The following is an 18,875-nucleotide window of genomic DNA, read 5'->3' as shown; positions in this document are numbered from 1 at the left end:
CAAGGGTACGGGGTGACGAGCATGAACCCCATGTCGGGCGGGAACGATCCGCTAACGGACTGCGTCTTCGGCGGTACGTACCGGAGGACGTGCGTGTTCTCCCCTAGATCCGTCTACACCCTGCGCGGGAGGGATCACCGGGCGCAGTCGTCCTTGGGGAGGAGCGCATCCCGCTCCGAACAGTGCGGTAATGGAGACAGGGCCCGTAGTGTGGATCCTGTCGAAGAGCTGGAGCCGAAGTCCGTCAGAAGGGGGCGCGCGAAGCCCATGAGCGGTGTCATGAAGCGTATGGGGATGATCTTCCGCGCGAAGGCGAACAAGGCCCTTGACCGGGCCGAGGATCCGCGCGAAACGCTCGATTACTCCTACCAGAAGCAGCTGGAGCTGCTGCAGAAGGTGCGGCGGGGTGTCGCCGACGTCGCCACCTCCCGCAAGCGGCTCGAACTGCAGCTGAACCAGCTGCAGGGCCAGTCCGCCAAGCTGGAGGACCAGGGCCGCAAGGCGCTCGCGCTCGGCCGTGAGGACCTGGCGCGCGAGGCGCTGTCCCGGCGTGCCGCGCTCCAGCAGCAGGTCAGCGACCTGGAGGTGCAGCACCAGACGCTGCAGGGCGAGGAGGAGAAGCTCACTCTCGCCGCCCAGCGTCTGCAGGCGAAGGTCGACGCCTTCCGCACCAAGAAGGAGACCATCAAGGCGACCTACACGGCCGCCCAGGCCCAGACGCGGATCGCCGAGTCGTTCTCCGGCATCTCGGAGGAGATGAGCGACGTCGGCCTCGCGATCCAGCGGGCCGAGGACAAGACCGCGCAGCTCCAGGCCCGCGCGGGCGCGATCGACGAGCTGCTCGCCTCGGGCGCCCTGGACGACCAGTCCGGTCTGGCGAAGGACGACATCCAGGCGGAGCTGGACCGGCTCTCCGGCGGTACGGACGTCGAGCTGGAGCTCCAGCGCATGAAGGCGGAGCTGGCCGGTGGCCCGTCGGCGCAGCAGCAGGCCCTCGAGGGCGGCGGTGCGGCGGCGCCGCAGGACCGCGGCCAGCAGCAGTCCCACCCGCGCTTCGAGAAGTAGCTTCGAGAAGCAGCTCCGAGAAGTCGCGGCAGCCGACAGACAGGACGCGTCATGATCGTACGGATCATGGGGGAGGGCCAGTGGGTACTGGCCGACAGCCACTTCGTCGAGCTGAACAAGCTCGACGACGAGCTGCTCGACGAGATGGAATCGGGGGACGGGGAAGGGTTCCGGCGCACGCTGGGTGCCCTTCTGGACGCGGTCCGGCGGATCGGTGAGCCGCTCCCGGACGACGCCCTGGAGCCTTCGGAGCTGATCCTCCCGGCTCAGGACGCGAGCCTCGACGAGGTCAGGGAGATGCTCTCCGACGACGGCCTGATCCCCGGCTGACGCACCAACGACGCACCACCGTCCCGCCACCCCGCCAGGGGCGGCGGGACAGCGCGCTGTCCGGGGGCCGCGGCCCCGCGCCCGTTCCCCCGCCCGTACCGGTGCACCCGCACGGAGACACACCGGCGCACCGGCACACCACCCCCGCCCCCGTACCGCCCGAGCCCCCGGCCCAGGGTTCCGCCCCGTACCGTGGTGCCCCGTGACCTCCACCGGCCCCGCCACCGGCACGCTCTACACCCGCGTCCGCGACTGCTTCCGCGACCACCCGCTCGCCTTCGACGCGACCATCGCGTTCGGCGCGCTCGTCGCGATGATCGCCGGGTCCTTCACCGACCCGCACGGCAGTCCGGACGGGCCGACCTTCGGCGACCACACGCCCGACGTGTGGAGCGTGCTGATCATGGTCGCCGGGGCGGCCGCGCTCGTGCTGCGCCGCCGCCACCCCTTCCGCGTGCTCTGCTTCACCGTGACGATCACGCTCTTCGAGCTGATCAACGACACCAGGCCCGCCCCCATCGCCATGAGCGCCGTCGTCGCCCTCTACACGGTCGCCTCCCGCACCGACCGCCCCACCACCTGGCGCGTCGGGCTCGTCACGATGGCCGTGCTCACCGCCGCCGCCATGATCTTCGGCCCGACCCGGTGGTACGCGCAGGAGAACCTCGGCGTCTTCGCGTGGACCGGCATGGCCGCGGCCGCCGGGGACGCCGTCCGCAGCCGCCGGGCCTTCGTCGACGCGATACGGGAGCGCGCCGAACGCGCCGAACGCACCCGCGAGGAGGAGGCGGGCCGCCGGGTCGCCGAGGAACGGCTGCGGATCGCCCGCGACCTCCACGACGTCGTCGCCCACCACATCGCCCTGGTGAACGTCCAGGCCGGCGTAGCGGCCCATGTCATGGACAAGCGCCCCGACCAGGCCAAGGAGGCCCTCGCACACGTGCGGGAGGCCAGCCGCTCAGCGCTCGACGAGCTCCGCGCCACCGTGGGTCTGCTGCGCCAGTCCGGCGACCCCGAGGCCCCCACCGAACCGGCCCCCGGCCTCGCCGTGCTCGACGGGCTCCTCGACACCTTCCGCAAGGCCGGGCTCCCGGTGACCCTGGCCCGCTCCGACGGGGACAGGCCGCTGCCCGGGACCGTCGACCTCGCCGCGTACCGGATCGTGCAGGAGGCCCTGACCAACGTGCGCAAGCACGCGGGACCGGACGCCCAGGCCGAGGTGAGCGTCGTCCGGGTGGGCTGTACGGTCGAGATCACCGTCCTCGACAACGGCGCCCCGCAGCCGCAGGCCGCCCCCGTGGACTCCGGCGGCCACGGCCTGCTCGGCATGCGCGAACGGGTCGGCGCGCTCGGCGGCACCCTGACCGCCGCCCCCCGGTACGGCGGCGGTTTCCGCGTACAGGCGATACTGCCGGTGACGTCCCGTACGGGGGAGGACACATGACCATCCGGGTACTGCTCGCCGACGACCAGGCCCTGCTGCGCAGCGCCTTCAAGGTCCTGGTGAACTCCGAACCGGACATGGAGGTCGTCGGCGAGGCGGCCGACGGCGCCGAGGCGCTGGACCTCGCCCGCTCGGAGCGGCCCGACGTCGTCCTGATGGACATCCGGATGCCGGGCACCGACGGCCTCGCGGCCACCCGCATGATCACGGCCGAACCCGGACTCTCCGACGTACGGATCGTCATGCTGACCACCTTCGAGGTCGACGAGTACGTCGTGCAGGCACTGCGCGCCGGGGCGTCCGGCTTCCTCGGCAAGGGGGCGGAGCCCGAGGAGCTGCTCGGCGCGATCCGGATCGCCCACGCGGGCGAGGCGCTGCTCTCCCCGGCCGCGACGAAGGGCCTGATCGCCTCCTTCCTGGCGCAGGGCGGCGGCGCGCAGGCGGAGGGCCCGGGCGGCGGGGCCCGCACGGAGCGGCTCGCCACGCTCACCGCCCGGGAGCGGGAGGTCCTCGTCCTCGTCGGGGGCGGCCTGTCGAACGACGAGATCGCCGAGCGGCTCGACGTCAGCCCCCTCACCGTGAAGACGCATGTCAACCGGGCCATGGCCAAGCTCGGCGCCCGCGACAGGGCCCAGCTGGTGGTCACCGCCTACGAATCGGGACTGGTACGTCCGAGGGTGGAGTGACCGGGGGCTCCCGCGTACTCCAGACGCGGTATGCGCGGGATAAGGATGTGGACCCGGGGGCCGAGGACTTCCGGGCGGCGATGGCAGATCGTATAGGTGGGGGGCGCCCCCGGCGGATCCAGCGGATCAGGGCCGGGGTCTTGGCTGCTCCCGCCTGCCGACGAGTACGCCACAGAAGAGAGACCCCATGTCCTGGCTGTCCAGATTCAGCCTCGCGCAACGGGCCCTGATCGGTCTGATGTCCATCGTCGCGCTCGTGTTCGGGGCGATCGCGATACCGCAGCTGAAGCAGCAGTTGTTCCCCTCGATCGAGCTGCCCATGGTCTCGGTCCTCGCCCCGTACCAGGGTGCCTCTCCCGATGTGGTCGAGAAGCAGGTCGTCGAGCCCCTGGAGAACAACCTGAAGGCCGTCGACGGCCTCACGTCGGTCACCTCCACCGCCTCCGAGGGCATGGCCCTCGTGATGGCCACCTTCGACTACGGCGACCAGTCGACGAAGCAGCTCGTGGCCGACGTCCAGCAGGCGGTCAACCGCGCCCGTGCGCAGCTGCCCGACACGGTCGACCCGCAGGTCGTGGCCGGTTCGACGGACGACATGCCGACCGTGGTCCTCGCCGCCTCCTCCGACAAGGACCCGCAGGCCCTGGCGGACCTGCTCGAACGGACCGTCGTGCCCACCCTGGAGGGCATCGACGGCGTCGCCCAGGTCTCCGTCAGCGGTGTCCAGGACCTCCAGGTCTCCGTCACCCCCGACGAGCGGAAGCTCGCCGCGGCCGGGCTCAGCGGCATGAAGCTGGCCGAGGCCCTGCGCTCCGGCGGCGGCACCATGCCGGCCGGCTCCTTCGCGGAGGACGGCAAGAACCGCACGGTCCAGGTCGGCGGCGGCTTCACCTCGCTGCGGCAGATCGAGGACCTGCGCATCCCGGCGGCCGTCCCCGGCAAGGGCAAGGCCGTCCGCCTCGGCGACGTGGCCACCGTCCGTCAGGAGGAGTCCCCGCGCACCTCCCTGACCCGCACCAACGGCAAGCCCAGCCTCGCCGTGATGGCCACCATGGACAAGGACGGCAGCGCCGTCGCCATCTCCGACGCCGTCCAGGAGAAGCTGTCAGGGCTGCGCGAGGACCTCGGCGCGGGCGCCGAGCTGACCGTCGTCTCCGACCAGGGCCCGGCCGTCGCGAAGGCCGTCTCCGGACTGACCACCGAGGGCGCGCTCGGCCTCGTCATGGCCGTCCTGGTGATCCTGGTCTTCCTCACGTCGATCCGCTCGACCCTGGTCACCGCGGTGTCCATCCCGCTCTCGGTCGTCCTCGCCCTCATCGTGCTGTGGACGCGGGACCTCTCCCTGAACATGCTGACCCTCGGCGCGCTCACCATCGCCATCGGCCGGGTCGTCGACGACTCGATCGTGGTCCTGGAGAACATCAAGCGTCACCTCGGCTACGGCGAGGAGCGCCGCGAGGCGATCCTCACCGCGGTCCGTGAGGTGGCCGGCGCCGTCACCTCCTCGACCCTCACCACCGTCGCCGTCTTCCTGCCGATCGGCCTGGTCGGCGGCATCGTCGGCGCGATGTTCGGTTCCTTCTCGCTGACGGTGACGGCCGCCCTGCTGGCCTCGCTGCTCGTCTCCCTGACCGTGGTCCCCGTCCTCTCGTACTGGTTCCTCCGCGCCCCCCAGGGCACCTCGGAGGACCTCGCGGAGGCCCGCAGGCTGGCCGAGGAGAAGGAGGAGAAGAGCCGCCTCCAGCGCCTGTACGTGCCGGTCCTGCGGTTCGCGACCCGTCGCCGCCTCGCGAGCCTCGGCATCGCGTTCGCCGTCCTGGTCGTCACCCTCGGCATGACCCCGCTCCTGAAGACGAACTTCTTCGAGCCGGGCGACCAGAACGTCCTCAGCATCAAGCAGGAGCTGGCGCCCGGCTCCAGCCTGAGCGCCTCCGACGAGGCCGCGAAGAAGATCGAGAAGCTCCTCGGGGAGACCGAGGGCGTCAAGGACTACCAGGTCACCGTCGGCTCCTCCGGATTCATGGCGGCCTTCGGCGGCGGCACCGGCTCCAACCAGGCCTCGTACCAGGTCAGCCTGGAGGAGTCCGCCTCGTTCGAGAAGACGCGCGACGCCATCGAGAAGGGCCTCGGCGCCCTCGACGGGGTCGGCGAGACCACCCTCACGGCAGGTGACGGCTTCGGCAGCCAGGACCTGAGCGTGGTCGTCAAGGCCGCCGACCCCGAGGTCCTCAAGAAGGCGTCGGAGCAGGTCCGGGCGGCCGTCGCCGGGCTCAAGGACGTCACCGACGTGCAGAGCGACCTCTCGCAGTCCGTGCCGCGCGTCTCCGTCACGGCGAAGCCCGCGGCGGCCGACGCCGGGTTCGACTCCGGCTCGCTCGGCATGATCGTGGCCCAGGCCGTCCGGGGCACCCCGGCCGCCAAGGCGACCCTCGACGACAGCGAGCGGGACGTCCTCATCACCTCGGCCCGCCCGGCCACCACCCTGGCCGAGCTCAAGGCGCTGCCCCTCGGCCCGGTGAAGCTCGGTGACATCGCCACCGTCGAGCTGGTCCCCGGTCCGGTCTCCATGACCAGGGTCGACGGCGCCCGCACCGCGACGGTGACGGCCAAGCCGGTCGGCGACGACACCGGCGCGGTGAGCCTCGCCCTCACGCAGAAGATCGACGCGCTCGACCTGCCGACGGGCGCCACGGCCACCATCGGCGGTGCCTCGGAGGACCTGGAGGAGGCCCAGCTCAGCCTGGCCCTGGCGATGCTCGCGGCCATCGCGATCGTCTTCATGCTGCTGGTGGCGACCTTCAGGTCGCTGATCCAGCCGCTGATCCTGCTGGTCTCCATCCCGTTCGCGGCGACCGGCGCGCTCGGTCTGCTCATCGTCACCGACACCGCGATGGGCGTCCCGGCGATGATCGGCATGCTGATGCTCATCGGCATCGTCGTCACCAACGCGATCGTCCTGATCGACCTGATCAACCAGTACCGGGCCAAGGGCCTGGGCGTCGTCGAAGCGGTGATCGAGGGTGGCCGGCACCGGCTCCGCCCGATCCTGATGACCGCCCTCGCGACCATCTTCGCCCTGCTGCCGATGGCCCTCGGCATCACCGGCGAGGGCGGCTTCATCGCCCAGCCGCTGGCCGTGGTGGTGATCGGCGGTCTGATCACCTCGACGCTGCTGACCCTGCTCCTCGTCCCGACGCTCTACGCGATGGTGGAGCTCCGCAAGGAGCGCCGCGCGAAGAAGAAGGCGGCGAAGCGGACGGCGAAGGCCGAGACGAAGGCCAAGGCGAAGGACGACGTGACGCGGAACCCGGAGCAGCCGGACGTCACCCCGGTCGACGCGGGCCTGCTCGACGTCCTGGACTGAGTCCGAGCCCCGGCAGGTACGGCGAAGGGCGCCCCGCGATCGTGCGGGGCGCCCTTCGGCGCAGGCGGCGGAGAACCGTGACGGCGGAGAACCGTTACGGCAGAGCGAGCATCCGCTCCAGGGCCAGCTTCGCGAAGCTCTCCGTCTCCGTGTCGACCTGGATCTGGTTGACGAGCTTGCCGTCGGCCAGGGACTCCAGGGTCCACACCAGGTGCGGCAGGTCGATGCGGTTCATGGTCGAGCAGAAGCAGACCGTCTTGTCGAGGAAGACGATCTCCTTGCCCTGGTCGGCGTAACGGTTCGCCAGGCGGCGGACCAGGTTCAGCTCGGTGCCGATCGCCCACTTCGAGCCGGCCGGGGCCGCCTCCAGGGTGTTGATGATGTACTCGGTCGAGCCCACGTAGTCCGCGGCGGCGACGACCTCGTGGCGGCACTCGGGGTGGACGAGCACGTTCACGCCCGGGATGCGCTCGCGCACGTCGTTCACCGAGTCCAGCGAGAAGCGGCCGTGCACCGAGCAGTGGCCCCGCCACAGGATCATCCTGGCGTTCCGCAGCTCCTCGACGGTCAGGCCGCCGTTGGGCTTGTGCGGGTTGTACAGGACGCAGTCGTCGAGCGACATTCCCATGTCGCGCACCGCGGTGTTCCGGCCCAGGTGCTGGTCGGGCAGGAACAGCACCTTCTCCCCCTGCTCGAAGGCCCAGTTCAGGGCCCGCTCGGCGTTGGACGAGGTGCAGATGGTGCCCCCGTGCTTGCCGGTGAAGGCCTTGATGTCGGCCGAGGAGTTCATGTACGAGACCGGCACGACCTGGTCGGCGACACCGGCCTCGGTCAGCACGTCCCAGCACTCGGCGACCTGCTCGGCGGTGGCCATGTCGGCCATCGAGCAGCCGGCCGCGAGGTCGGGCAGGACGACCTTCTGGTCGTCGCCGGTGAGGATGTCGGCCGACTCCGCCATGAAGTGCACACCGCAGAACACGATGTACTCGGCCTCGGGCTTGGCCGCCGCGTCACGCGCGAGCTTGAAGGAGTCGCCGGTGACGTCGGCGAACTGGATGACCTCGTCGCGCTGGTAGTGGTGGCCGAGCACGAAGACCTTGTCCCCGAGCCTCTCCTTGGCCGCGCGGGCGCGCTCCACGAGATCCGGGTCGGACGGCGACGGCAGATCGCCGGGGCACTCCACGCCGCGCTCGCTCTTCGGGTCGGCCTCGCGGCCGAGCAGGAGAAGGGCGAGCGGCGTCGGCTGCACATCGAGCTCATGACGGGCATGGGCGGTGGTCACGTCACGCACCCTTTCTTCGGGGTGTTCGGGGTCTTCGGGCAACGCCTTTTCGTCGAAATGACGCTATCTATCATAACCGCTTCACGTCACCATGACGATGTCCATAGTGTCGATGTGACGAATTCGCCGTCCGCGCACTTGGACAGGGTGTGCGAGCATGAAGGAGGGAAACCCCACTCCGCCCGGAATGAATCCGGGGCACCGTCGGTTGCAACCGTCGGCAAGCAGTCTCCGTACACACCGGGAGAGAAGCAGATGTCCGTATCGGACGAGAAGACCACTGTCAGCGACGGCATCCTCCTGTCCGACGCCGCCGCGGCCAAGGTCAAGGGCCTCCTCGACCAGGAAGGCCGCGAGGACCTGGCCCTGCGCGTCGCCGTTCAGCCCGGCGGCTGCTCCGGCCTGCGTTACCAGCTGTTCTTCGACGAGCGTTCGCTCGACGGCGATGTCGTGAAGGACTTCGACGGCGTCAAGGTCGTCACCGACCGCATGAGCGCCCCGTACCTCGGCGGTGCCTCGATCGACTTCGTCGACACCATCGAGAAGCAGGGCTTCACCATCGACAACCCCAATGCCACGGGCTCCTGCGCCTGCGGCGACTCGTTCAGCTAAGCCGCACAGGCTGTACGCGTGAGGGCGGCGGCCCGGGAGAGATCCCGGGCCGCCGCCCTCACGTATGCCCCGCGGCGCGAATCAGACACGACCTAGCGCCGAGGCACCGCTTCCCCGCTGGCCGCGTCCACCACGGGCCGGTCGCCCAGCGGGCTCTGGAGCGTCACGGTCCGCGTGATCTCCTTGGCGACCAGGATGCACACCCGGTCCGGGTCGATCGGCTTCTCGGCGACCCGCACCGACACCCGCGACGGGCTCTCCTCCGCCGTCACGGTGTACGTGCTGCACACCCCGCCCCAGAAGCTGACCGTCAGCTTCCGGCCGTCGCCCTCCGTCCGGAACGACTCGATCTGCCGCACCGGCGCGGTGGCGTCCGGCTGGGAAGGCGTCGGCGAGGGCTTCGCCGGCGGCGTCAGGTACTCGGGAGCCACCGCCGGCTGCACCACCGTGTACGGCGCCCCGCCCGCCGGATCCGCCGTGAACAGCCATGACGGTACGAGCAGCCGCTCGCCGTCCACGTCCCGCGCGGCGAGACCGAACACCGCACCCGTCACCGGCACCTGCTCCGGGGGCGCCATGTCCACGATCGACTCGCAGGGCGGGGTCGGGGCGGCGTTCCCCGGCGCCGGCTCCTGGCCGGTCCCGACGTCCGGCCGGCCCGCGTCCGGCGCCTGGCCGGCGGGCGGGGCGGTGGCGCAGCCCCCGATGCCGATCGGGCCGGTGCCCTTCGAGTCCTCGTTCAGCCGGGCCAGCGCCTTCGCGGCCCCGATCACCGGATACACGGCACCCTCGGCCGGCTCCTTGAGCGTCCCGCTCCCGGCCACCGTCCGGCCGTCCCGCGCGATGTGCAGCCCGGTGGACCAGCCGTAGGTCGGCAGCCCGCCCACCACCGGATCGGCGTTGACCACCCGTACCGAACCGTTCATCACCTGGGTCGCGGAGACCTTCGCGTCGTCCTGCCCGAGGACCTTCAGGACGGGGGCGGCCGCCGCCTTCGCCGCCGCCTCGCTCAGCGGCGTACCGCCCGGCGAGGGCTTCGTCTCTCCCGGCGGAGGACAGGCCTTGCCCTTGAGACAGGTGTCACCCGCGGGGCCGCCCTCGTACCAGGAGTACGTCCAGTTCCCCGGCGCCTTCCGCGTCACGTCGAGGCGCGGCCCCGAACCGTCCTTCTCGGGCCGGATCGTCCAGACGTCGCCCACGAGGGCGGGGCTCCCGGGGACACCGAGCGCCTCGGCCAGCCTGGTCACCTCCGCCGAGGTGACCAGGCCCCCGGGCCGGTGGACCGCGGCCGAGGAGGGCCCCTGGGGGAGTGGGCCCTTGGCTGTGTAGACGGTCCCGTTCGGGCCGCCGCCGGGGTCCGGCTCGCCGGGCGCGATCCCCGGACCGCCCCGTGTCTCGGCGCCGTCGCTCCCGAGCCGCAGCGGCGGGGGCGGCCCGGCCGCGTCGCCGGCCCGTGCCTCGGTCCCGCTCCCGCTGCCACCGGACGCCGCGGTGGCGAGGTAGACGCCACCGCCCCCGGCGAGCAGCACACCCGCCGCCACCGAGGCGGCCAGGACGTTCCGTCGCCTCCGTACGTTCTCCGTACCGCTCACCGCACAGCTCCCTCGTCTCGACCGGACGCCGATGGGACGGAGCGGAGGGCCGGACGGTTCCCGTCCGTCAGCCGCCGTACTCCGCGGTGGCGTCGATCAGCCGCGCCGAGGCGGCCGGCACGACCACCCCGTGGATCAGTGCGGGGGACACCGGAGCGGGGGCGGGGGAGACCTCGGTGACCCAGTGGGGGGCCATCCGAGCGCCGTCGCCGCACAGCTCGGCGAGGCTCGACTCGGACTCGTGTCGCTCACGTGGAGCGGGGTACGTGGTCATGGCCGCACCGTATGCACCGCACCACTCCGGAGAAAAGCCCTACTCTGGGGTAGTTTCCACTGCTCGGCAGTCCGCGACCGAACGGGTAGCGTGAACTGTCGCCCGCCCGTCGCCCACCACCACCCTTCATTCGAGCGCTTCGCGCGCCCCTATCGATTCCCGCAGGAGCACCCGCCGTGCGCATCGCAGTCACCGGCTCCATCGCCACCGACCACCTCATGACCTTCCCCGGCCGGTTCGCCGACCAACTGGTGGCCGACCAGCTCCACACGGTGTCCCTCTCCTTCCTCGTCGACAACCTCGACGTCCGGCGCGGAGGCGTCGGCCCCAACATCTGCTTCGGCATGGGACAGCTCGGCGGCAGCCCCATCCTCGTGGGCGCGGCCGGCTACGACTTCGACGAATACCGCGCATGGCTCGACCGGCACGGCGTCGACACCGCCTCGGTGCGCATCTCCGAGGTCCTGCACACCGCCCGCTTCGTCTGCACCACCGACAAGGACCACAACCAGATCGGCTCCTTCTACACGGGCGCGATGAGCGAGGCCCGGCTGATCGAGCTCAAGGCCGTCGCCGACCGGGTGGGCGGGCTCGACCTGGTCCTGATCGGCGCCGACGACCCCGAGGCGATGCTCCGCCACACGGAGGAGTGCAAGACGCGGGCGATCCCCTTCGCCGCCGACTTCTCGCAGCAGATCGCGCGCATGAACGGCGACGAGATCCGCACCCTCCTCGACGGGGCGACCTACCTCTTCTCCAACGAGTACGAGAAGGGCCTCATCGAGTCCAAGACGGGCTGGACCGACGCCGAGATCCTCGGCCGCGTCGGCCACCGGGTCACCACGCTCGGCTCGCGCGGTGTGCGCATCGAGCGCGTCGGCGACACCCCGATCGAGGTCGGCTGCCCCGAGGAGACCGCCAAGGTCGACCCGACGGGCGTCGGCGACGCGTTCCGCGCCGGCTTCCTCACCGGTCTGTCGTGGGGCGTCGGCCTGGAGCGGGCCGCGCAGGTCGGCTGCATGCTCGCCACCCTCGTCATCGAGACGCTGGGCACCCAGGAGTACACGCTGCGCCGCGCCCACTTCATGGAGCGCTTCACGAAGGCGTACGGCGAGGACGCGGCCACCGAGGTCCAGTCCCACCTGAGCTGACCCCTGACCCCCCGGGCCCCGTGGCGACCGCTCGCCACGGGGCTCTCCGCTGCCCGCCTCACGTCACCCGGCGGACCACGTACGCCGAGCCGCCCCGCGGCGACGGCTCCTCCCCCACGTACTCCTGCCCCCGCATCTCGCACCACGCCGGAATGTCGAGCCGAGCCGCCTCGTCGTCCGACAGAACCGTCACCGTGCCGCCCACCGGCACCTCTCCGAACACCTTCGCCAGTTCGATCACCGGGATCGGGCAGCGCTTGCCCAGGGCGTCCACGACGAGCGGACCGGCAGCCGCCGCGGGGGCCGCGGCCGCGGCCGGGGCGCCGAGCCGCTCCCGTACCTCCGCCACCACCCGCGGCAGGACGTCGAGGAAGCCGTCCACGTCCTCCGCCGCGGTCCCGGCCGGCAGGGACACCCGTACGTTCCCCTCGCTCAGCACCCCCATGGCGCGCAGCACATGGCTGGGCGTCAGCGTCGAACTCGTACACGACGAACCGGACGAAACGGAGAAACCCTCCCGGTCCAGCTCGTGCAGCAGCGTCTCCCCGTCGACATAGAGACAGGAGAACGTGACCAGGTGGGGGAGCCGCCGCACCGGATCGCCCACCACCTCCACGTCCGGCACCAGCTCCGGCACCCGCGCCCTGATCTGGTCCACCAGGGCCCGCAGCCGCGCCCCCTCGGTCTCCGCCTCCGCCCGGACCGCCCGGAGCGAGGCCGCCGCCGCCACGATCGCCGGCAGGTTCTCGAAGCCGGGCGCCCGGCCCGACTCCCGCTCGTCGGAGGGGCCTTGGGGCGCGAACCTGACCCCCTTGCGTACGGCGAGCAGGCCCACCCCCGCCGGACCGCCCCACTTGTGCGCGCTCGCCGTGAGCAGCGACCAGTCGCCGTCCACGGGTCCCCAGCCGAGCGACTGGGCCGCGTCCACGAGGAGCGGCACGCCGGCCGCCCGGCAGGCCTCGGCCGTCTCGGCCACCGGCTGCTCGGTGCCCACCTCGTGGTTGGCCGACTGGAGACACGCCAGGGCCGTCCCGGCATCGAGGGCCGCCGCGAACCGGGCCGCGTCCACCGCCCCGGACCGGCCCACCGGCACCTCGGTCACCGCGCCGCCCGCCGCCGCGTGCGTCTCGGCGGCGTGCAGGACGGAGGAGTGTTCGACCGCGGAGACGACGAGCCGGTTCCCGACACGCCGACGCGCCGCGAGGACTCCGGAGATTCCGGCGTGAACCGCACGGGTCCCCGAAGGAGTGAACACCAGCTCGTCCGGACGGCAGCCCACGGCCTCCGCCGCCGCCTCCCGCGCCGCGTCGAGGAGCAGCCGGGCCCGCCGTCCCTCCCGGTAGAGGCGGGCCGGATCGGCCCAGCCCTCGTCCAGGGAGGCGAGCAGTGCCTGGCGGGCGACGGGGTGCAGCGGGGCGGCGGACGCGGCGTCGAAGTAGGGCATCCGCCCACGGTAGAGGCTGCCGTGCGGTGATCCGCGCCCGCCCGCGCCGAGTCCCCGGGGCGCCCGGCACCGGGTCCCGTGACACCCGCGCCGGGTCCTGCCGACGCCCGCGCCAGGTCCTGCCCACGCGCCCCGAGCGATCCCGCCGCGGCCCCGTGAGCCCTCGTCAGAAGCAGGTTCCCGCATACCGGCAGACCGCCGAACGGACGCGTCCGACCCCCCTGCGGAACCCCGGAGTCCACCCCTTCGGGGACTCGGACGGCGCGTTGGGCACCCTCCCCGCGCGACCCCAAATAGCGTCCAGTAGGGTTTGGTCCGCATAAACATCCAAACCCCTGCCCGCGGCACGGGGCGGCGACCGACCAGCGAGACGGACGGCCGTGGCCGACCAAGCGCGGGCCGAGACTCTCGGGAAGGCGCTACGTGAGTCCCAACGGCTCCGACCGCTCGTCGCGGCGCCCGATGCGGCGGAAGCTGCCGCAGGTGCTGACTGCGGGCCTGATCCTGGCGACAGCCACGGGCTGCTCGTACAACTGGGAAGACTTCCCCCGCCTCGGTATGCCCACCCCTGTGACGGAAGAGGCGCCTCGGATCCTCTCCCTCTGGCAGGGTTCGTGGGCCGCCGCGCTCATCACCGGAATCCTGGTGTGGGGCCTGATCATCTGGTCAGTCATCTTCCACCGGCGCAGCCGGACCAAGATCGAGGTACCTCCGCAGACCCGGTACAACATGCCCATCGAGGCGCTGTACACGGTCACCCCCCTCATCATCGTCTCGGTGCTCTTCTACTTCACCGCGCGTGACGAGTCGAAGCTCCTCGAGCTCTCCCCGAAGCCTGCCCACACGGTCAACGTGGTCGGCTACCAGTGGAGCTGGGGCTTCAACTACGTCGAGAACGTGCCCGGTGTGACGGGTGACGCCAAGACGGACAAGAACCTCGCCTCGATCCCGGACAAGTTCCTCGCGGACTTCCCGGAGAACGCCGGCGGCGTCTACGACGCCGGTATCCCGGGCGACCGGAACCCGCAGAACGGCAACCCGGGTCCGACCCTGTGGCTGCCGAAGGGCGAGAAGGTCCGGTTCGTCCTGACCTCCCGTGACGTCATCCACTCCTTCTGGGTGGTCCCCTTCCTGATGAAGCAGGACGTCATCCCGGGTCACACCAACTCCTTCGAGGTGACTCCGACCCGTGAGGGCACCTTCATGGGCAAGTGTGCCGAGCTGTGCGGTGTCGACCACTCCCGGATGCTCTTCAACGTCAAGGTGGTCTCCCCGGAGCGCTACCAGCAGCACCTGAAGGAGCTGGCCGAGAAGGGGCAGACCGGCTACATCCCGTCTGGCATCGAGCAGACGGACCCGGCCAGGAATGCGGAGAAGAACCAACTGTGAGCATCCACAACGAAACCCAGGGTGCCGCCGCAGCTGAGGACTCGTACGAGAACGAGCTGCCCGTACGGCGCAAGCAGCCCGGCAATGTCGTGATCAAGTGGCTGACCACCACCGACCACAAGACGATCGGCACGCTCTACCTGGTCACGTCGTTCGTCTTCTTCTGCATCGGCGGACTCATGGCGCTCTTCATGCGCGCCGAGCTGGCCCGTCCGGGTACGCAGATCATGTCGAACGAGCAGTTCAACCAGGCGTTCACGATGCACGGCACGATCATGCTGCTGATGTTCGCGACGCCGCTGTTCGCCGGATTCGCGAACTGGATCATGCCGCTGCAGATCGGCGCGCCCGACGTGGCGTTCCCGCGGCTGAACATGTTCGCCTACTGGCTGTACCTCTTCGGCTCGATCATGGCGGTCGCCGGCTTCCTCACCCCGCAGGGTGCGGCCGACTTCGGCTGGTTCGCCTACTCCCCGCTGTCGGACGCCGTCCGCTCGCCGGGTGTCGGCGCCGACATGTGGATCATGGGTCTGGCCTTCTCCGGCTTCGGCACGATCCTCGGTTCGGTCAACTTCATCACCACGATCATCTGCATGCGCGCTCCGGGCATGACGATGTTCCGCATGCCGATCTTCACCTGGAACGTGCTGCTGACCGGTGTCCTGGTCCTGCTCGCCTTCCCGGTGCTGGCGGCGGCGCTGTTCGCCCTCGAGGCGGACCGCAAGTTCGGCGCGCACGTCTTCGACGCGGCCAACGGTGGAGCGCTGCTGTGGCAGCACCTCTTCTGGTTCTTCGGCCACCCGGAGGTGTACATCATCGCGCTGCCGTTCTTCGGCATCGTCTCCGAGGTCATCCCGGTCTTCAGCCGCAAGCCGATGTTCGGCTACATCGGTCTGGTGGCCGCGACCATCGCGATCGCGGGTCTGTCCGTGACCGTGTGGGCGCACCACATGTACGTCACCGGTGGCGTGCTACTGCCGTTCTTCTCCTTCATGACGTTCCTCATCGCCGTACCGACGGGCGTGAAGTTCTTCAACTGGATCGGAACGATGTGGAAGGGCTCGCTGTCCTTCGAGACACCGATGCTCTGGACGATCGGCTTCCTGATCACCTTCACCTTCGGTGGTCTGACGGGTGTCATCCTGGCCTCGCCGCCGATGGACTTCCACGTCTCCGACTCGTACTTCGTCGTCGCGCACTTCCACTACGTCGTCTTCGGCACCGTGGTCTTCGCGATGTTCGCCGGCTTCCACTTCTGGTGGCCCAAGTTCACCGGCAAGATGCTGGACGAGCGGCTCGGCAAGATGACCTTCTGGACGCTGTTCATCGGCTTCCACGGCACCTTCCTGGTGCAGCACTGGCTCGGTGCCGAGGGCATGCCGCGTCGTTACGCGGACTACCTCGACGCCGACGGCTTCACCGCGCTGAACACGATCTCGACGATCTCCTCCTTCCTGCTCGGCCTGTCGATCCTGCCGTTCCTGTACAACGTCTGGAAGACCGCCAAGTACGGCAAGAAGATCGAGGTCGACGACCCGTGGGGCTACGGCCGTTCGCTCGAGTGGGCGACGTCCTGCCCGCCGCCGCGGCACAACTTCCTCACCCTGCCGCGGATCCGTTCCGAATCCCCGGCGTTCGACCTGCACCACCCCGAGATCGCCGCTGTCGACCAGCTGGAGAACAAGGGGCACGAGGCCGAGGCCCTCACGGGCGCGAAGGAGGCCGGCAAGTGAAGATCCAGGGCAAGATGTTCATCTGGCTGAGCGTCTTCATCCTTGCCATGGCCGTCCTCTACGGCGTCTGGTCCAAGGAGCCGGTCGGTACGACGGCGCTCTTCCTGGCCTTCGGCCTGTCCATCATGATCGGCTACTACCTGGCCTTCACGGCCAAGCGTGTCGACGCGATGGCGCAGGACGACAAGGAGGCCGACGTCGCGGACGAGGCCGGTGAAGTGGGCTTCTTCGCCCCGCACAGCTGGCAGCCGCTGTCGCTGAGCATCGGCGGCGCACTCGCCTTCCTCTCGATCGCGATGGGGTGGTGGATCATGTACTTCTCCGCCCCGCTGATCCTCGTCGGCCTGTTCGGCTGGGTCTTCGAGTTCTACCGCGGCGAGAACCAGAACCAGTAGCGGTACCCCGCTCCGCACCGGAGCACACCGAGGGGCCCGGACACTTCGTCACCGAAGTGCCCGGGCCCCTCTTTTGCAGCACTCGGCGCGCTGGCGCCGGGGATTCTTCTTACGGTGAGTCCATGAACGACACGCCGCGCATTCGGACTGTTCTGAGCTGCACGCTTCTGGCCGTCACCGTCACCGCCGGCGCGACCGCCTGTGCCGGCGGCGACGGACATCCGCTGTCGGCGAGGGCCTACGACGCGGCGGACCAGGTCGCGTTCAACGCCCCCGCCGACGGCGCCAAGGCGGACCCCGAGAAGCCCCTGGAGATCACCGCCAAGGGCGAGGACGGCCGGATCACCGACGTCACCGCCACCGACGAGGCGGGACACCACCTGGCGGGCGAACTCACCGCGGACGGACAGCGCTGGCGCTCCACGGCCGCCCTCGCGGCCGGCGCCCGCTACACCGTCCGGGTCGCCACCGAGGACGAGGACGGCGCCCCAGGGGCCCGTACGTTCACTTTTGAGACGGCTCCGGCCAAACGGGCCCTGACCGTGACCTTCGGCCCGGAGGCGGGCACGTACGGCGTCGGACAGCCCATCACGGCCGACCTCAGCCTCCCCGTCAAGGACCGCAAGGCGCGCGCGGTCGTCGAACGGGCCCTCAAGGTCCGCTCCACGCCCTCCGTCGAGGGCTCCTGGTACTGGGTGGACGACAAGAAGCTGCACTTCCGCCCGAAGGAGTACTGGCCCGCCGGCGCGCGCGTCACGGTCACCGGCAACCTGGACGGCCTCAAGGTCGGCGACAAGCTCTACGGTGGCGCGTCCAAGCCGCTGAAGCTCGCCATCGGCGACCGCATCGAGGCGGTCGCGGACGCCGGATCGCACCACATGACCGTCAGACGCAACGGAGAAGTGATCAAGACCATGCCGGTGACCACCGGCAAGCCGGGCTTCTCCACCCGTAACGGCATCAAGGTGATCCTGGGCAAGGAGTACTACGTCCGGATGCGGGGCACCAGCGTCGGCATCGCCGAGGGCAGTTCGGAGTCCTACGACCTGCCCGTCTACTACGCGACCCGCGTCACCTGGAGCGGCGAGTACGTCCACGCCGCGCCCTGGTCCGTCGGCTCGCAGGGCGTGGCGAACGTCAGCCACGGCTGTGTCGGCATGTCGACGGGAAACGCCGCCTGGTTCTACGAGACCGTCCGCCCCGGCGACATCGTCAGAACCGTCAACAGCCACGGCGACACGATGGACCCCTTCGGCAACGGCTTCGGCGACTGGAACCTGCCCTGGGCCAAGTGGCGCCAGGGAAGCGCCCTGGTGGAAGCCGCGGAGAACCCCGTGGCCCCCACCGAAAGAGCCCGCCTCAGGCCCCTCCCTCTCTAGAGGGCTCGGTTCGCCTCCGGGCGCTTCGAGCCGGGGGGACAGGGCCGACCGTGCTCGACCCGCTCGTTCCTCACGGGCCTCCGCGCGCTCGGCCCTGTTCCCCCGACGCGCCCTTCGGCTCACTCGCCAGGCGCTGGCGGTTACGCGTCGAGCGACAGGCGCGAGCGCAGGAGACCCGCCAGGGACGCCGCGAACTCGACCGGTTCCACCGGAAGGGTGACCGCGGCGTCCGCGCGGCTCCAGGTGGCCAGCCAGGCGTCCTGCGGACGCCCGATGAGCAGCAGCACGGGCGGGCACCGGAAGATCTCGTCCTTGATCTGACGGCAGACGCCCATGCCGCCCGCGGGCACCGCCTCGCCGTCCAGGACGCAGACGTCCACGCCGCCCTCGTCCAGGCGCTTCAGCACCGCCGGCAGCGTCGCGCACTCCACGAACTCCACCGGGGGGACGTCGGACGCGGGCCTGCGCCCGGCCGCCAGCCGTACCTGCTCGCGGGTGTTCGCGTCGTCGCTGTAGACCAGGACCGTGGCACTCGACTGCATCGTTCCTCCGGCTGGGAAGGCGGGTGGGTCGTCGTCGACCGATGCGCGGATGCTACTCCGGTCCACACCCCGTCAACACCCGTTCAACACCTGTTCGAAGGGTGCCCGGAGGCCCTCGCACTGGGCCGTTCGGGCCTGACACACCCCTCTGACACCCCGAACGGCACCCCCCGGAGTGAGGGCGGGATAAGCG

The 18,875-nt window shown here is 70.6% G+C and carries 16 protein-coding genes; 11 read left to right on the top strand and 5 right to left on the bottom strand.

The window, feature by feature from the left end:
• Window positions 1-267: 267 nt before the first annotated feature.
• From ACIA8N_RS01850 to ACIA8N_RS01830, 5 genes are all read left to right on the top strand, one after another.
• The gene (locus ACIA8N_RS01850) at window positions 268-1,065 is read left to right on the top strand and encodes a PspA/IM30 family protein (protein ID WP_365777100.1); all 798 of its coding nucleotides are present in this window, start codon (window positions 268-270) and stop codon (window positions 1,063-1,065) included.
• A 51-nt stretch (window positions 1,066-1,116) separates the two neighbouring features.
• Window positions 1,117-1,395 (top strand): hypothetical protein, encoded by a 279-nt coding sequence (locus tag ACIA8N_RS01845; protein ID WP_365777098.1) that lies wholly within the window; start codon window positions 1,117-1,119, stop codon window positions 1,393-1,395.
• 202 nt (window positions 1,396-1,597) lie between these two features.
• Window positions 1,598-2,839, top strand: coding sequence for a sensor histidine kinase (locus tag ACIA8N_RS01840; protein WP_365777096.1), 1,242 nt, complete (start codon window positions 1,598-1,600; stop codon window positions 2,837-2,839).
• A complete protein-coding gene (locus tag ACIA8N_RS01835; RefSeq protein WP_365777094.1) occupies window positions 2,836-3,525 on the top strand; it encodes a response regulator transcription factor in 690 nt (229 codons plus the stop codon). Before ACIA8N_RS01840 ends, ACIA8N_RS01835 begins: the two co-directional genes overlap by 4 nt.
• A gap of 187 nt (window positions 3,526-3,712) precedes the next feature.
• Window positions 3,713-6,889 carry an efflux RND transporter permease subunit gene (locus tag ACIA8N_RS01830; RefSeq protein ID WP_365777092.1) on the top strand — a complete coding sequence of 1,059 codons (3,177 nt, stop codon included), beginning with the start codon at window positions 3,713-3,715 and terminating at the stop codon, window positions 6,887-6,889.
• A 94-nt stretch (window positions 6,890-6,983) separates the two neighbouring features.
• Here ACIA8N_RS01830 and nadA read toward each other — a convergent pair whose 3' ends face one another.
• A complete protein-coding gene (gene nadA, locus ACIA8N_RS01825; RefSeq protein ID WP_365777090.1) occupies window positions 6,984-8,171 on the bottom strand; it encodes a quinolinate synthase NadA in 1,188 nt (395 codons plus the stop codon).
• A 255-nt stretch (window positions 8,172-8,426) separates the two neighbouring features.
• Between nadA and ACIA8N_RS01820 the strand changes: the two genes are divergently transcribed.
• Entirely contained in the window at window positions 8,427-8,783 is a 357-nt protein-coding gene (locus tag ACIA8N_RS01820) for an iron-sulfur cluster assembly accessory protein (protein WP_365777088.1), read from the top strand.
• A gap of 92 nt (window positions 8,784-8,875) precedes the next feature.
• Here the strand turns inward: ACIA8N_RS01820 and ACIA8N_RS01815 are convergent, their stop codons facing one another.
• The gene (locus ACIA8N_RS01815; protein WP_365777086.1) at window positions 8,876-10,375 is read right to left on the bottom strand and encodes a hypothetical protein; all 1,500 of its coding nucleotides are present in this window, start codon (window positions 10,373-10,375) and stop codon (window positions 8,876-8,878) included.
• A gap of 67 nt (window positions 10,376-10,442) precedes the next feature.
• Window positions 10,443-10,649, bottom strand: a complete 207-nt coding sequence (locus ACIA8N_RS01810) for a hypothetical protein (protein WP_030547471.1) — start codon at window positions 10,647-10,649, stop codon at window positions 10,443-10,445.
• Window positions 10,650-10,825: 176 nt separating this feature from the next.
• Here ACIA8N_RS01810 and ACIA8N_RS01805 point away from each other — a divergent pair, with 176 nt between their 5' ends.
• A complete protein-coding gene (locus tag ACIA8N_RS01805) occupies window positions 10,826-11,800 on the top strand; it encodes a carbohydrate kinase family protein (protein WP_365777084.1) in 975 nt (324 codons plus the stop codon).
• 58 nt (window positions 11,801-11,858) lie between these two features.
• On the opposite strand, the gene ACIA8N_RS01800 is transcribed toward ACIA8N_RS01805, so the two are convergent.
• Entirely contained in the window at window positions 11,859-13,244 is a 1,386-nt protein-coding gene (locus ACIA8N_RS01800; RefSeq protein ID WP_365777082.1) for an aminotransferase class V-fold PLP-dependent enzyme, read from the bottom strand.
• A 423-nt stretch (window positions 13,245-13,667) separates the two neighbouring features.
• On the opposite strand from ACIA8N_RS01800, the gene coxB reads away from it, so the two are divergent.
• From coxB to ACIA8N_RS01780, 4 genes are all read left to right on the top strand, one after another.
• Window positions 13,668-14,633 (top strand): cytochrome c oxidase subunit II, encoded by a 966-nt coding sequence (coxB, locus tag ACIA8N_RS01795; protein WP_365777080.1) that lies wholly within the window; start codon window positions 13,668-13,670, stop codon window positions 14,631-14,633.
• Window positions 14,630-16,366, top strand: coding sequence for a cytochrome c oxidase subunit I (gene ctaD, locus ACIA8N_RS01790; RefSeq protein ID WP_030547465.1), 1,737 nt, complete (start codon window positions 14,630-14,632; stop codon window positions 16,364-16,366). Before coxB ends, ctaD begins: the two co-directional genes overlap by 4 nt.
• The gene (locus ACIA8N_RS01785; protein WP_030219715.1) at window positions 16,363-16,761 is read left to right on the top strand and encodes a cytochrome c oxidase subunit 4; all 399 of its coding nucleotides are present in this window, start codon (window positions 16,363-16,365) and stop codon (window positions 16,759-16,761) included. Before ctaD ends, ACIA8N_RS01785 begins: the two co-directional genes overlap by 4 nt.
• A gap of 122 nt (window positions 16,762-16,883) precedes the next feature.
• Window positions 16,884-18,140 carry an Ig-like domain-containing protein gene (locus tag ACIA8N_RS01780; RefSeq protein WP_365777077.1) on the top strand — a complete coding sequence of 419 codons (1,257 nt, stop codon included), beginning with the start codon at window positions 16,884-16,886 and terminating at the stop codon, window positions 18,138-18,140.
• Between the two features lie 140 nt (window positions 18,141-18,280).
• On the opposite strand, the gene ACIA8N_RS01775 is transcribed toward ACIA8N_RS01780, so the two are convergent.
• Window positions 18,281-18,682, bottom strand: coding sequence for a hypothetical protein (locus ACIA8N_RS01775; RefSeq protein ID WP_030547461.1), 402 nt, complete (start codon window positions 18,680-18,682; stop codon window positions 18,281-18,283).
• Between the last annotated feature and the right edge of the window lie 193 nt (window positions 18,683-18,875).

This window comes from Streptomyces sp. NPDC051822 (assembly GCF_044452745.1).
Lineage (GTDB): Bacteria > Actinomycetota > Actinomycetes > Streptomycetales > Streptomycetaceae > Streptomyces.
Note: the sequence above shows the minus strand (reverse complement) of the source record. Positions and strands in the feature narration are given on the sequence as shown.

What these genes read in the sequence shown, in the direction of transcription:
- ACIA8N_RS01850 (WP_365777100.1), top strand. Translation starts at nt 268, where the DNA reads ATGAGCGGTGTCATGAAGCGTATGGGGATGATCTTCCGCGCGAAGGCG.
- ACIA8N_RS01845 (WP_365777098.1), top strand. Translation starts at nt 1,117, where the DNA reads ATGATCGTACGGATCATGGGGGAGGGCCAGTGGGTACTGGCCGACAGC.
- ACIA8N_RS01835 (WP_365777094.1), top strand. Translation starts at nt 2,836, where the DNA reads ATGACCATCCGGGTACTGCTCGCCGACGACCAGGCCCTGCTGCGCAGC.
- ACIA8N_RS01830 (WP_365777092.1), top strand. Translation starts at nt 3,713, where the DNA reads ATGTCCTGGCTGTCCAGATTCAGCCTCGCGCAACGGGCCCTGATCGGT.
- ACIA8N_RS01820 (WP_365777088.1), top strand. Translation starts at nt 8,427, where the DNA reads ATGTCCGTATCGGACGAGAAGACCACTGTCAGCGACGGCATCCTCCTG.
- ACIA8N_RS01810 (WP_030547471.1), bottom strand. Translation starts at nt 10,649, where the DNA reads ATGACCACGTACCCCGCTCCACGTGAGCGACACGAGTCCGAGTCGAGC.
- ACIA8N_RS01800 (WP_365777082.1), bottom strand. Translation starts at nt 13,244, where the DNA reads ATGCCCTACTTCGACGCCGCGTCCGCCGCCCCGCTGCACCCCGTCGCC.
- ACIA8N_RS01780 (WP_365777077.1), top strand. Translation starts at nt 16,884, where the DNA reads ATGAACGACACGCCGCGCATTCGGACTGTTCTGAGCTGCACGCTTCTG.
- ACIA8N_RS01775 (WP_030547461.1), bottom strand. Translation starts at nt 18,682, where the DNA reads ATGCAGTCGAGTGCCACGGTCCTGGTCTACAGCGACGACGCGAACACC.